Origin of the sequence: Tautonia sociabilis (assembly GCF_003977685.1) — a bacterium.
Classification (GTDB): domain Bacteria; phylum Planctomycetota; class Planctomycetia; order Isosphaerales; family Isosphaeraceae; genus Tautonia; species Tautonia sociabilis.
In genome coordinates this window covers 34239-47190 of sequence record NZ_RYZH01000048.1, presented here as the reverse complement: position 1 = coordinate 47190, position 12952 = coordinate 34239, and the positions used below count along the sequence as shown (strand labels likewise).

Sequence of the window (12952 nt, the reverse complement as noted above, 5' to 3'; positions counted from 1 at the left end):
TGGCTCTGGAACGAGCAGGATACGACGGGGCGTTCGTCGAGACGAGAAACGGCCAAGGGACGGGGCCCATCGTCGATCGCGCCGAATAGCTCCAGAAGAACCACGCCAGTTACCGTCGAACTTAACAGTGGTGGCCCCCTGCCCCGGCCGGTTTTGGATCGCATAACGCCCTTTATGCGAGCTAAACGTACCACATGGGGCAGGGGACGCAAGGCGGAATCTCTCATTTATGGAAGGCGGCTCGTGGGGACTTCGCCTAATCGCGATTGCAGGAATTTTAAGAAGCTGAGTTACGAGCCCAATCTGGAAACCTGAGGTACGAATGGATAGTATCGACTGCATGCAGGTGCGGTATCCGGACCCCTGGCCCACGGTCCCCGCGTGAGGCCGACGAACACCTACCTCTGGCGGGCCTATGGGCGACAAATTCGAGTATTACGACATTTTGGGGATCCTCGTTCCCGGTAGCTTGCTCATCGCGTGGATTCCGATCTGCTTTCCGTCAGCGCGCGAGCTTGCCGTCCCTGAGTTTCCAGAGGCCTTTGCCGTTGTGATCTGCACCGCGCTCGCGGTGTTCCTCGGCCAAGTGGTCCAAGCCCTTGCCAGTCTGGCGGAGCCGTTGCTTCATCGATCGTGGGGCGGAAGACCTTCGGACCTCGCCCTCGCTGGCACCCTGACGAAGTATCTGCCCCGAGATTCCGCCGAGCGGATCAAGCGAAAGCTGGCCGATACGATCGGAGGGACACCGTCGGATCGGTCGCTCTTCCTGTATGCCATGCAGGTGACGGACGGCTCCGGGATCGGACGGGCCTCGCGATTCAATAGCCTCTACGCCTATCACCGCGGACTGCTCACGACCGTCGCTCTCGGCTTCGCCCTGTTCATCGCCTCGATGGTCTTCGGGGCCGCCGCTCAGTGGACTTGGGGCCAACGCCTCGGCGTCATCGCGGGCCTGTTCGGGCTGCTCGTTCTGATCTGGCATCGAACGCGGCAAAGGGGCTGCTACTACGCACGCGAGGTGCTGCTGTGCGCCGAGCGGGTGACCCAAAGCGAGACGGCCGGAAAACCGTCGAAGGAGTAATAATGGCTAACATCGCCAAGGAAGTGATCTGGCCGAAGGACCCGAACATCCTCGTCAGGGTTGTGTTCCTGCACGTCGGGCAAGGATCGAGCACGATCGTGCTCGCCGCAGATGGTTCGACCTACAAATCGCTCTTGGTGGACATCAACCTCGACGCGTCGTGCGACGGAATCGACGTCCCGCGCTTGATGAAAGATCTCCTTGGCGATGCTGGTCTCGATGTCTTCGTCAACTCGCACCCGCACGACGATCATCTCTGCGGGGTGAAAGCCCTCTCTGACAGCATCGCGATCAAGGAGGTGTGGCACTCCGGCCACGTCCCCGGCCGCGACAACGAGGAGGCCTACAGGCAACTCCAGGAGGTCATCAAGAAGGTGACATCAGGCGGCGGAAAGGAGGAGGAACTTTGCGGCAGCCGTTCGCCTCGGCCGGTTGGAGAGGCCGAGTGCTATGTCCTGGCTCCAGCGCAACACGTGAAGGATTCGATCGATGACGAGACCGCCGAAGTGAGGCGGAGGCGAATCCACGAGCACTGCGCCGTCCTCAAGTTCGGCTCAGGATCAACCTGGGTGATGCTACCAGGAGACGCGGATCGGGACGCGTGGGAGAAGTGGATCACTCGTTATCATAACGGGCGGCTGCCTGCGGTCGTCTTGGCCGGGAGCCACCACGGGTCCAGGACTTTCTTCTACTACAACGATGGCGACGAGCCGTACAAGGCAGCGCTGAAGGCGATCGCCCCTGACTACGTCGTGCTCTCAGCTCCGAGGCACTCCGAGAGCAGGCACAAGCATCCCCATCCGCGAGCCGTGGACTTCTATGCCGAGGAGGTGGGCAGACAGAACATCCTCCATACAGGCGAAAATCGATACTGCTTCATCTGTGACATTTTCCGGAACGGTACATACTATATTGACTCGGACAAAGGGGAGTTGGTCGAAGCCTATCCCATCGAGGACAAGAAAGACGGGGGCGGAGGCAACGGCAGCTCCGGCAAGCCATGGGCTGCTCCTGCGGTCATCACCCGGGTCGACCACCGTCCTATGGGGAGCCGGTCCCGATGACAAGCTCGTGGATCACGCTCTACCCGCAATGGTACATCGGGGAGCGGCAGGGACTTGCCCGTCACTATCCCGGGTTCAAGGTCTACGAACCAGAGCTTGAGAAGGGGAAGTTGATCCTTTACGGCATGTTGGAGGTACGACCGCCCGGCGGGACGGTCGGCCATCCGGTCCTGCTCGAGTACCCCGCCTCCACGCCCTTCGAAAAGCCGGTCGTCCTTCCGTTGAAGGCACTTCCGGCGATCGATGAGCAGGGAAACTTCAAGGAGCTATTGGAGCCGGAGTTCTTCGATCACCGCCACCAAATGCCCAACGGGGCGCTCTGCCTGTTCCAGCGAGAGACGCGGACTATCGTGGGTGGCGACGTTGTTACTGGAGTGCAGGCGCTGAGCAGGGCGGAGCGCTGGTTTTTGGGCCTCCACACCGGTAATTGGCCTCCAGACTCGGCGGCCAGCGAGCTTGAAGCGCATTTCAAATACGCAACTGATGTGCTCCTCAGCGAAACCTTCTTTCGCGACGACATCAACGGCTTCGGCCGGTTCTACATGGTGCCGGACCTGCGGAGGCTCCAGGACTCGCAACTCAAAGATCTGTGTCCGATGATCGTCACTGCTCTGACGGAGGAGAGCCTGATCGTCAAGATGTTCGACGCGAGAGCCGACCTGTCTCGGATCTACCCTTGGATCAAGTCGGATTTATGGGATCTTTCGAAGCTGGCAGAGATAGACGTCAAGAGCGACGAGCAGCGGCCGGTCGAGAACGGATATTGGTGGTCCTTGCCTAAGGAGCCGAGGCCATTTCGGGACGGGCGCGGATTTCTGGAAGTCCTCACGCCCGTCGCTAATGGAGGCGATCCGTGGCCCCTTGTCAGCAAAGCCCTCGGCGGGGAGATGACCATCGGCGATCGCCACTTCTTTGGCCTCCGATACCCGGGTAGAGACGGCGGAATCGCCTGGTTGATGGTCGCTATGTCGCGCGGCAAACGGTCGGTGGTCGGCACGATCGCCGACGAAAAGTCGAAGCGCGAGGCCTTCGAGAGAGCCCCGATCTACGGGCTGAGAGTCCATTCCGCGAGGCCGTCGGATCTGCGCCTCCGCAACACGGGGGTTGTCGCCGAATCGATCTCACAAAAGCGGGTTGTGATGCTAGGTCTCGGGGCTCTCGGGGCCGAGGCGGCTGAACTGCTCGCGAAGGCTGGCGTCGGCGGATTCAGGATGTGCGATATGGATCGGCTATCGACGGGTAACGTCGCCCGCCATGTCGGCGGCCTGAACGAATTCGGAGCGCCGAAGGTAAGAGTCGTGGCCACTCGCATTCACGAAATCAATCCTTACATTAAATTTGATGAATCGGACCTGATCTTCGGTACGGCTGTCCATTCGCTTGAGGATCTCGCGGAATTCATCCGGCCAGCGGACCTCGTCATCTCGACGGTTGCCGACGAGAGCGTTGAGTCGGTCATCAATCAGGTGGCCGTCATTGAGCGCAAGCCTGTTCTCTACGGACGCGCGTTGAGGCGGGCCAGTATGGGCCGGGTTTTCCTCGTTCGGCCGGGCCGAGACGCCTGCAAGGCGTGCTTGTCTGCCTTCGCCTCGCGAGGACGATCCGGGGAGCCCGCTCCTCGCGATTGGATCGATGTTCCTGAATCCGAGGCAGACGTTCTTGTTCACGAATGTGGTCGTCCAGTGATCCCGGCAAGTGCGGTCGATCTTGCGTTCGTCGCGGGGCTCATCGCTCGCGTGGCGTTGGACTATTTGGAAGATCCGCAGATCGAGCGAAATCACTGGCTCTGGAGTAAGAGGCCCGAGCCGTTGGTCGATCGGCGACTTACGGAGCCCCTCGAAACTTTTATAGGCCGCCTCGACCCCGACGAAGCCTGCCCGGCTTGCCAGGAGCCTGATGTCCGAGCTGTCACGCTCAGCGAAGACGCACGCCGCGATATCATCCTCATGACCGAAGCATCACCGAAATCCGAGACCGGCGGAGTATTGATCGGATACGTCGACTCCGAACGGCGTGCCCATGTGATACGTGCTACCGGGCCCGGGCCGAATGCCGAGCAGTCTGCATATCGGTTCTCTCGGGACGTGGATTTCGTTCAAAGAGAGCTTGAGCGATCGGCAGGTGAACTCGGAGAGCGAGGGGTATATCTAGGCGAGTGGCACTCGCACCTCGTCGCGGACCCGAGGCCGAGCACTACGGATATTGATTCTCTCTGTGGGATTGCGGCCGAGCCGAATTACCTGACCAGATGCCCAATTATGATCATATCTGGACTTGATACGAAATCTGGAAATGTTCACCATGTCCGCGCGTGGAGCTTCCCCGTGGGAGGTCGTATCTACGATATCGAGATCGAAGACGAGCCGACAGAATAGTTAAACTGGCGTATCTATTTATCGGAGCATCTTCGCTCGTAGCGTATTCGTTATGCCCTACGAGACGAACCTTGCTTGGAAGCACGCGGTCCCGTAATTCGCCCGATACTGAGTCCGAAGGATATCGATCACCTTGCGAGCATTCCATTCGTGAATCGCCCAGGCGACTACGGGCTCAATCCCCGGGATCGCTCTGGAGCTGTGCCCTCGCCCGCTCCACGGCCTCGTGGAGCTTCTTCTGGAGGAGTGGTCGCGGTGGCAGTTCGGTCATGTAGGCGGCCACTCGAATCCCGCTCTGGTCGAGCTGCAAAAGTTCGACCTGCTCATCCGATTTGTTTGCGCAAAGGATCAGGCCAATCGGCGGCTCCTCGCCCGGCTCCTGCTCGTGTTTTTCAAGCCATCTCAAGTACAGCTCCATCTGGCCCTTGTGAGCAGCCTCGAAGGGGCCGAGCTTCAGCTCGATCGCGACCAGTCGCCGGAGCTTGCGGTGGTAGAAGAGCAGGTCGAGGAAGAAATCCTTCTGGTCGATGACCATGCGTTTCTGCCGTGCGACGAAGGCGAACCCGGTCCCGAATTCGAGGATGAAACCCTCCAGCTCGCGGAGGATCGCGGCCTCCAGGTCCTTCTCGCTGTACGTGTCCTTCAGGCCGAGAAAATCGAGGAAATAGGGGTCGCGAAAGACGAGGTCCGGCGTCAGCCGATCCTCCTCGCGGAGCTTCGCCAGCTCCTGCTTGGCCAGTTCGGCGGGCTTTTTGAGAGGGCCGTCCGCTCGAAGAGCATGCCGCGGAGCTTGTCGCGGAGGCCTCGGACGCTCCAGCCCTCGATGCGGCACATCTCCGCGTAGAAGTCCCGCTTCATCGGGTCATCCAGCGGGATGATCTCGACGAAATGGCTCCAGCTCAATTGTCGCGACAGTGTCGCGACAATTTCCGAGTCGGGGAAGCGCTCGGCAAACTGGTACCATCCGCCAGACATTCGAGCGGGAAAATCCCGTCCCGAACTCCACGGCCAATTCTCGCGACACCGTCACGACAATCTGCTCACCGTACTCGGCTCGCTCCTGCCCCAGGATCTCCGTGCGGACTACCATGCAATGACGGCCCGTGTATAGGGCTTCCCGTAGCGGGCGGACCAAAATCAACGCGTTCGCTGGACCCTCCGGCGGAGACGGACCGGGACGTTGCCGGAGTCACTCGTCGGGTTCCTGGACCCGATAATCATCGGGAAGGTGACGGCTGAGGTCCATGCTGTCGTGCAGTATCCGGCCAACCTCGACGCCACCCTCGGCAATCGTCCGGTACAGCAGGAAATGGCGGGGCCGCCGGACCCGGCCGACGGACCGCTTGACATGGTCGCGGCTGTGCCGGAGGTGATAGGTCCGCGCCCCGGCCACGATCTCCGGACGATCGTGGCTGCCCACACATTCGGGGGCCTCGGCCACGTCCAGGATGGCCCGGATGAGCAGGGCCTCGTACCGGAGGCGAGCCTTCTCCCCGAACTCCTCATGGGTCCAGGCCAGGATCGCTTCGATGTCCTGCTCGGCCTGCGGCGAGAGGCGATAGTGGGCCATCGGTCACTGTTTGCCGGGACTGCGGGTCGTCGCATGCTTGGCCGCCCGGCGGCCGATCCCGCCGATGAACTCCGCGAGCTGCTGATCCCCTTCGAGCGTCGTGCCCGCGCCCCGGTCGAGCGTGTCGAACGCCTCGGCGGCCAGGCCGCGGAGGGTGGCCAGCTTCTGCTCATCCTCCCGCGTCTGCTGCTCCAGCAGGCGCAAACCCGCCCGCAGGACCTCGCTCGCGTTCTTGTACCGCCCCGAGGCGATCAGGCCCTCCACGAGCTGGTCATAGTGATCCGTCAGATTGATGTTCCGCGTCGGCATCGCGTGCCCCCTTCGTGTTCTCCCCCTATCCCCTCGACCCTACCCAAATTGGCAAAAATTGTCAACTGCGGCCCGCGTGCACACGCGGGCCGCGCCCGACCCGAGCGGATCGCGGGCGTATCCACCTGCGCCGACCCCGGCGCTACGGGAGGCCGCGTCACGCGGGAGCGGTGCCGAAATTCGCCCGAGATCGAGGCCGGAGGATTTCGGCGACCCTGCGGGCATTTCATCCGTGAGCTGGAGCCTAATTTTTGCGACAGCGTCGAAAGAATCCGCTCGCCGGATCGGTCCGCCCCGCTCGCGCCGTCGAAAGCGGCCACGGTCCGTGGCAGAAGTCGCCAATTGGGCAACGAGTGCTGCACAAATTGCCTCGGCCCGCGTTTTCCGCGCGGCATCCGGGCCTGCACCCGGCTCGCTTTCGACATGCGGTTCACGGCTCGGGGTCGGCAGGGAAGAGCCTCCCCTGCGTAGGAGGCGACTCGGTGCGTCCCGCCTCTCGGCACACCTCGGTGGGACGGGCCTCCGCCGCCAACGCCTGACAGATGCGGGTGCGGGCCGCCTCCAGGGCCGCCCGGTGCTCGGGCGAGAGGAAGGTCTCGCGGGCCTCCAGGTAGAGGAGGCTCCCGAGCCGCCAGCGGGGCGGCAGCGTCTCATCCCCGACCTCCGAGAGGAACGGCTCCAGGTCATCGTCCTCGTATGGGATCGCCATCCGGGGAGCCTGCCCCGGCCCGCGTCGAGACGCAAGGCCCTTGGCACGGCCGCCCGAACACGAAATCGCTGGTCGATTGTCGCGACGCTGTCGCGACAATTCTGCTCGCCAAATTGGCCCGGCCCGATTGTGCAGGAGCCTCTTGCACGAACGCCTCGGCCCGCGTTTTCAGCGGCGACTTCCAGGCCTGCACCCGGTCACTCCCAAGGAGTGGACGGGTGTGAAATTCAGGTGGCGATTTGGAAATTGGGGATGGGCTTCCGGTCTTGGGATTTCCTTGCGGGCGAATCGGGGGCGAGTCGAGGGGTTTTTCAGGGCCCGGAGATATTCCGGGGAAAGGTGCCGCTCCCCTTCCCTGCTCTTCCGGGCCGGGGGGCGGCGGTTGATTCGTGGGGGGATTGGGCCTCGGCCTCGTGGCCTAGCCTCGGAAGCTGCGGGCTCTCGCCTTCGCGGCCGCCCGGAATTCGTCGTCGGTGAATTCGGCGATGATTTGTTCGGCGCTCGCTCCGTGCCCGTAGAACCAGCCGTCCACGGTGACGAGGTGCCGGAAAATGTGCGGCTCCTCGGGGCCAGGCTCGTCGGCGATGAAGTTCTCGTGCTCGGCTTCCCAGTAGTGCCAGAGAATTTCCTCGATGGCCTCGGCGACCGCTTCGGGCAGCGTCTCCTTGGCCGGTGATTTCCGCGTTTCTTGGTTCATGGTGTTTCCCTCCGTGAAGAGGCCGGGCCTCGTGGCCCGGCCTGGTCGGCTAGTCCTCGTGCGGCAGCATGATCGTGATGACCGGCTCGGCCTTGTCGCCGGGGCCGCAGTGGGCCTTGAGCGTCACGAGCGGCGGGTCTCCGGGCCGGTTGTCGTTGCGGACGTGGAGCCGGAAGAGCAGCTCCGAGTCGGTTCCCTTGGAGCGGGTTATCGCCACCCGGCACATCCACAGGATGTCCCAGAGCCGCCCGGCTTCATCCTGGGCGACGACTCCGTCGGGGACCGCGACGTATTCGGCCCAGACGGCATGGGTCAACGCCACGGGGATGCGGAATCCGGCTTCGAGTGCCGTCTCGGTCACGTCGATGAGCACGCCGTCCGCGATGGCCTGGGCCCGGGTGTAGCGGAAGATGATGAGGTCGTCGTTGTTCTTCATGATGATGTCTCCTCTTTGGGACCCGCCCGCGACAGCGTTTTTCCGTCTGGGGGAGGGCCGCGTTTGTCTTTCGCCCCGTGGTGGAGACAAACGCGGCCCTCCCCCGGACGGGAAACAGCCCTTCCGATCCGGTCCTCGGGACCGGATGCCGCTGTTCCTGATCGCCTTGCCGTGTCGCGAGGGATGGAGCGGAGCGGCTGCGAGCGGAGTGACAGGCTTTGCCTGGCATGAGCACGCAGCGGAGCGGCTCCGGAGGCGAGAAATGTCGCGGGGGATGCTCTTCGATGGGGAGGGATTCAGGTGGCCGCACGGCCCGAGTGTGCACGCGGACGGCTCGCGGCCTCGGCGGCTGCGTCGCGTTCAGCCTCGTGCCTGGGCGCAATTTCTCCGCTGGCCGCAGACGCGGCATTTCCAGGCCGGGGGTCTGACCCGGATTTCCTCGCGGAGTCTTTCGCGTTGCTCCCGGATTTTCCGGGCGATGCCGAGCACCTCGGAGCGGAGGGCCTCGGTGTTCTTGACCTTCGCCCGGGAGCCGTCGCCCAGGATGACCACGCCATGCGGCGGTCGCACGCCGTAGCGTTCTTCCACCAGCAGCAGGTACACCCCGAGCTGGAGCCGGTGCGAGTCCTGGAGCCGCCTCGCCGATTTCCATTCCTCGGGGATGAAATATCGACCCCGCCGCACGACCCGATCGGGGCGGCCGATGAGCCCGAGGCGTTCGGACGCGAGCGTCTCGTTGTCGAGGGCGACGGTCTCTCCGGCCTCGAATCCCCGATTCCGGCGGGCCCCGAGGGCGAGCACCAGGCAGAGCAGCCCGAGGACGGCCAGGAGGGCGGCCACGCCGATCGGCAGCGTCATGGCCTCACCCCGAGCAGGAAGAGCACGACCAGGAGGAGCGTCGCGAGCACGAGGAGCCATAAGCCCAGCGTGAGCACGGCCCGCGATAAGCGCTCGAACACGGCGGTCAGGCCGTGGAATCTCCCGCCTCGCCGCAGGGCCGCCTGATTCGCGGGTTTTTCGCCGAGGCCGCATTCCAGCCGCCAGCTCTCCGGGCACCAGGCCCACGAGGCGATTTCCGATGCCGAGACCAGGTTGTCGTTCCGCTTCCTCATGCCGACGTGCCCGAAGTGGTGCGATGGTGGTAAACTAGGGGAGAATCCCAAGAGGGTAAAGGACCATGGCCACCGACCGAGCGAACGACTTGCAAGCCTTCCGAAGTTTCATCGACGAGCAGCTCGCCGGCGGTGCGACCGACCTCCCCCTCGACGAGGCCCTCGCCCGCTGGGAATACGAGAATGCGCCCGAGGAAGAGCGGGAGGAGACCCTCCGGGCGATCCAACGCGGCCTCGATGACATGCATGCCGGGCGGACCGTGGACGCCTTCGAGTTCGCCGAGCGGATGAGGCAGAAGCCGTCCGTCCCGAGGACATGACGCCCGAGGGCTAGTCCGAGCCCCGCCGCGAGAAGTATTCGAGCACGTAGTCGAACCCGGCGTCGAAGGCGTCGTGCTCCAGGTCGTAAGCGTGCCCGTTCTCGCACTCGACGCTCATCGTCGCGTCGTCGACGTCGGTCACTTCAAGCATCCCCCCGCACTCGCAGCAGGTGCAGTCGTCGGGATCGATCAGGATCGGCCCGCTCTGCCTGCCTGCGTCCTTCGTGAGCGACGTTGGGAAAAGCACCGAATCGGCCAGGACAAACCGCCGGAAGCCGTCGAGCAACACATCCATGTTGAGGGCATCGGCCGTCTGCTGCGACGTCAGTTCGCGGGGCGTCTTGGCCAGCGGCGTCGGGCCGATGTTCCATTCGAGGGCGGCCTCCCCCGCGTAGGAATGGACGACGAGCGGCGTGTCGGTCGGCATGCCGATGGCCGACATGTCGACCTCGTAGAGAAGCCAGGTGCACTCGCGGTCCTGCCCGCAGTTCTTGAGCGTCGCGAGGGGCTCCCCCTGCTCGTCCCATTTCACGTCGCGGTTCTCGACCATCCCGGCCAGGACGGCATCGGCGAACTCACGCAGCTCGTCGAGCGAGAGCGGGCCAGTCGGCCGGAGGCGTTCCCCCTCTGGGAGATTCGATGGGCGATCGGGATCCGGTGTCAGCGTCGGCATGGGGCGGACCATGCCACGGCTCTGCGCGGCCGGTCTATTCGGGGCCTCCCGCAAAAAACGGCTCAGAGCGTCTGGGGCATCGGCTGCGGACGCGGCCGCCGTTCCTGCGGCTCGATGAGGTCGTGGGCGAGGTCCTTCTGCCGGGCCCGGGAGAGCGTCCGGATGGCGTCGCGGAGCTTCGGCCCGGCCGAGTCCTCGTCGATGACGAGGTGCGTCTCGCCCCGCGAGCGGCTCGCCTGCACGTAGGCGAGGTGGCGGTCCGACATCGGGCCGCCGAGTAACACGTGGGCCCTCTCGACGGTCCGGCCCTGGGCCTTGTGCACCGTCGAGCAGTAGGCGAGCCGGAGGTGGGGGTCGTCCTTGACCCGGACGGTGACCGCGCGGCCGCCCTTGTCGAGCCGCACGGTGAGCGTCTTCTTGAGCGTGTCGACGCGGAGGACGTCGCCGGTGAAGCCGTTCTCGATGCCGAGCTTCCGGTTTCGCCTCGTGAACTGGACGCGGTCTCCCTCGTGGATCCGGTCGCCGTCGACGTGCAGGGCGCGCTCGCGGAGCTGCCCGGCCTCCCGCCGCAAGGCCTGGCACATGCGGTTGATCGTGCGGACCTCGACGTTCAGGCCCGCGAGCAAGAGCGTCTCGGCGGGCTTCGTCACGCCGTCGTCGGCCTTCCACTGCTCGACGAGCCGGAGCATGGCCCCGTCGCGGTCCTTCGTGACGTGGAGCTGCCCGCGTTCGGCGTACGCCGCGAGGGCGGCCTGCGCCTCGCCACGGGAGAACGCGTGCACCGCCTCCCGCCGCCACTCCTCGCGTTGCCGCCGGATCTGCTCCAGCCGACCCTCGCCGACCCGCTCGGCGATCGATTTGAAGGGCCCACCGGCGCCGATCGGCTGGAGCTGCATCGCGTCGCCGACGAGCACGAGCTTCGCCCCGGCCCGCTCGACGTGGCCGATGAGTTCCGCCATGGCCTTCGTCGGGACCATGCCCGCCTCGTCCACGACGACGACGTGATTCGACTTGAGCACCAGGTCGCGGCGGCCGAGCCGGGCGAGCGTCATGGCGAGGGTGTCGGACGGGATGTTCGCCGAGCGGCGAAGCTCATCGGCGGCCACGCCCGCGATGGCGCAGCCGATGACCTCCTGACCGGCGAGTTCCCAGACGAGCCGACACGTGTCGAGCGTGAAGGACTTGCCCGTGCCCGCCTTGCCGGTCAGGCACTGCACCCGCCCCGGCCGGGCCGTCAGGTGCCGCACCGCCGCGGCCTGCTCCTCCGAGAGCGTCGGCCGCAGGGCGAGCTGGGCCGAGACCCATCGCTCTTCGAGCGCCCCGGACTGGCGGGCCATGCGATCGACCCGCTCCAACATCTGGCGTTCGAGCCGAAGGACCTCCGGCGTCGTGTAGCGGTCTTCGGACCGCTCGGCGTAGCGGCGTTTGGCGAGGTCTCGCCGCTCCGTGACGAGCCTCCCGAGCCGGACGAGTTCCGGGCTCGTGAGCCGGTCATCGACCAGCTCCAGCACGTCGCGGGCCCCGAAGGCGCTGCCCTGGGCGGTCTCGGCGACCTTCTGGATGAGATCCTTCTCGCTCCAGTGCGAATGTCGCTCGGTCAGATCCGAGATCGCCTCGGCGAAGAGCCGATCCTTCAGCCGCTCCCTCACGGTGGGGGGGTCTGGGCGTGGGGACCGGAGATGGACGGCGATCGTGTTCCGGTCGATGCCGTAGCTCCGGCCGATCCTCTGCCATTCGGCGAGCAGCTCCGAGCGGGGCCGCTCCTCCTTCAACCGGCGGGTTTCGAGCGTGATCAGCTCCGCCATGCGGGCGGAACCGGCCGCGAGGGTCCCGGCCCGCTTGAGGATCTGCTGCTCGATCTCGGCCCGTCGCTTCGAGAAGTGCTCGACCAGCGGCTCCGGGATGTGGCCCAGCTTGAACGAGGACCCGTCCCGCTCGATGGCGAAGCCGAGCTGACGGAGGCCGTGGGCGAGCGCGGCCCGATACAAGGCCCCGGCCGCCATCTTGTGGTGATAGAAGGCGGTGGAATCGATCGCGGTCGTGCGGCCGTCGGCGTGCACGGCGACGTTCGGACAGACGACGTGGGTATGGAGCTGCGGGTCCCCGGCCCGCGAACTCGCGTGGCGGAACAGGGCGAAGGTCAGCGGCACCGGCACGCGTTCGAGCCCCTGCTTGCCGACGCGAGCATGGCCGCAGGTCCGCTCGATGTAGTCGAGGGCCTGCTTGACGGCCTCACGGTCGGCCCGCTCGATCTCTCCGCGGAGTTGGTCGTCCGCGCAGGCCCACGCGATCGAGACCGACTTCGGTGCCGAGAACGTGAGGTCGTCGCCCGGCTTCCTCGGGGCCGGGCCGTCCCGTCGCCCGGCATTGCGGACCAGCGGCCTGCCGCCGTCGTGGGGGTCGAACCCCTCGCAGAGCCGCTCCAGGTGCTCGCGTTTCACCTCGCCCGCGAGGCCGAATTCCCGCGCCCCCTGGCCATACCACCGCCCGGGGGGCTCGCCGCCCTGCTCGTAGTAGTTCACGTTGGCCAGGTCCAGGTAGTACGCCACCCGTCCGCCCGACGCGAGCGGGCTGATGCTGAGCATGGTCCCCCTCCCCTGGCCCAG

At 65.2% G+C, this 12952-nt stretch carries 13 protein-coding genes and 1 pseudogene; 4 read left to right on the top strand and 10 right to left on the bottom strand.

The window, feature by feature from the left end:
* The first annotated feature begins 415 nt into the window (after positions 1-415).
* Genes TsocGM_RS20260 through TsocGM_RS20250 form a run of 3 tightly spaced genes read left to right on the top strand, consistent with a single transcriptional unit; the run spans position 416 to position 4520 of the window.
* Positions 416-1081 carry a hypothetical protein gene (locus TsocGM_RS20260; protein WP_126727287.1) on the top strand — a complete coding sequence of 222 codons (666 nt, stop codon included), beginning with the start codon at positions 416-418 and terminating at the stop codon, positions 1079-1081.
* A gap of 2 nt (positions 1082-1083) precedes the next feature.
* Positions 1084-2145, top strand: a complete 1062-nt coding sequence (locus TsocGM_RS20255) for a ComEC/Rec2 family competence protein (protein ID WP_126727286.1) — start codon at positions 1084-1086, stop codon at positions 2143-2145.
* Positions 2142-4520, top strand: a complete 2379-nt coding sequence (locus TsocGM_RS20250) for a ThiF family adenylyltransferase (RefSeq protein WP_158633660.1) — start codon at positions 2142-2144, stop codon at positions 4518-4520. The genes TsocGM_RS20255 and TsocGM_RS20250 overlap by 4 nt, the downstream gene beginning before the upstream one ends.
* 175 nt (positions 4521-4695) lie before the next feature.
* On the opposite strand, the pseudogene TsocGM_RS27965 reads toward TsocGM_RS20250, so the two are convergent.
* From TsocGM_RS27965 to TsocGM_RS20210, 8 genes and pseudogenes are all read right to left on the bottom strand, one after another.
* A pseudogene (locus tag TsocGM_RS27965) lies at positions 4696-5655 on the bottom strand (PDDEXK nuclease domain-containing protein).
* A gap of 54 nt (positions 5656-5709) precedes the next feature.
* Positions 5710-6090: a type II toxin-antitoxin system RelE/ParE family toxin gene (locus tag TsocGM_RS20240; RefSeq protein ID WP_126727284.1), complete on the bottom strand. Its 381-nt coding sequence runs from the start codon at positions 6088-6090 to the stop codon at positions 5710-5712.
* A 3-nt stretch (positions 6091-6093) separates the two neighbouring features.
* Positions 6094-6399 (bottom strand): type II toxin-antitoxin system ParD family antitoxin, encoded by a 306-nt coding sequence (locus tag TsocGM_RS20235; RefSeq protein ID WP_126727283.1) that lies wholly within the window; start codon positions 6397-6399, stop codon positions 6094-6096.
* 430 nt (positions 6400-6829) lie between these two features.
* Complete coding sequence (locus tag TsocGM_RS20230) at positions 6830-7108, bottom strand: hypothetical protein (RefSeq protein WP_126727282.1); 279 nt, start codon at positions 7106-7108, stop codon at positions 6830-6832.
* 418 nt (positions 7109-7526) lie between these two features.
* A complete protein-coding gene (locus TsocGM_RS20225) occupies positions 7527-7805 on the bottom strand; it encodes a hypothetical protein (protein ID WP_126727281.1) in 279 nt (92 codons plus the stop codon).
* A gap of 49 nt (positions 7806-7854) precedes the next feature.
* On the bottom strand, positions 7855-8241 hold the full coding sequence (locus tag TsocGM_RS20220; protein WP_126727280.1) for a DUF6573 family protein: 387 nt from the start codon (positions 8239-8241) through the stop codon (positions 7855-7857).
* 360 nt (positions 8242-8601) lie between these two features.
* Entirely contained in the window at positions 8602-9099 is a 498-nt protein-coding gene (locus tag TsocGM_RS20215; protein ID WP_126727279.1) for a PD-(D/E)XK nuclease family protein, read from the bottom strand.
* Complete coding sequence (locus TsocGM_RS20210) at positions 9096-9353, bottom strand: hypothetical protein (RefSeq protein ID WP_126727278.1); 258 nt, start codon at positions 9351-9353, stop codon at positions 9096-9098. Before TsocGM_RS20210 ends, TsocGM_RS20215 begins: the two co-directional genes overlap by 4 nt.
* Before the next feature lie 65 nt (positions 9354-9418).
* Here TsocGM_RS20210 and TsocGM_RS20205 point away from each other — a divergent pair, with 65 nt between their 5' ends.
* Positions 9419-9673, top strand: coding sequence for a hypothetical protein (locus TsocGM_RS20205; protein WP_126727277.1), 255 nt, complete (start codon positions 9419-9421; stop codon positions 9671-9673).
* 10 nt (positions 9674-9683) lie between these two features.
* Here TsocGM_RS20205 and TsocGM_RS20200 read toward each other — a convergent pair whose 3' ends face one another.
* Positions 9684-10358, bottom strand: a complete 675-nt coding sequence (locus TsocGM_RS20200; RefSeq protein ID WP_126727276.1) for a hypothetical protein — start codon at positions 10356-10358, stop codon at positions 9684-9686.
* Positions 10359-10408: 50 nt separating this feature from the next.
* Complete coding sequence (gene mobF, locus TsocGM_RS20195) at positions 10409-12931, bottom strand: MobF family relaxase (protein WP_126727275.1); 2523 nt, start codon at positions 12929-12931, stop codon at positions 10409-10411.
* Between the last annotated feature and the right edge of the window lie 21 nt (positions 12932-12952).